1 protein-coding gene is annotated in these 491 nt (G+C 44.4%); it reads right to left on the bottom strand.

What is annotated here, in order from left to right:
- The coding region (locus A3761_RS00820; RefSeq protein WP_197472690.1) for a hypothetical protein at positions 1 to 491 on the bottom strand (491 nt) is incomplete at both ends.

The following is a 491-nucleotide window of genomic DNA, read 5'->3' as shown; positions in this document are numbered from 1 at the left end:
CTTGCCCCAACACATCAGCAAAGCTAATTTCAATCTCGTTAAAGGTAACACGGCAAGTGTCACTTTCTACCGACGCTTGAGAGTCTTGATTCGGAGAGCTGAGGGAGTTCGTCTCTGGGTTGCTGGTCAGGGTATGAGTAACGTAGATTCTCGATAATTGCAGTGTGGCATGACAGTCATTGCTTGAACCTGCATTTAGTCTATCGGTAATATGCAGAGTTGATCCGTTCAGATTTTGTAGACTGTTTGTTTCGTCCAAAATAGTCATGCTATTACCTTGTATATGATAGGTAAACTGTATTACATCGTCGGTATCGGGAAAGATTGGGCTGCTTACTTCCTCTAGCTCAACGCCGAGAATAATTCCTGTCCCACGATCAGTAGTCACAGTTGTATCAGAGGTGTTGAAGGAAAACGCAAAATGACTTCCGCTTTCTGTCGCGTGACCAATAGGTGCTTCGAGACCACCATCGAGCTTCAATATACCTCTA

It is taken from the genome of Oleiphilus sp. HI0123 (assembly GCF_001635315.1).
This window is presented reverse-complemented; position numbering and strand designations above follow the sequence as displayed.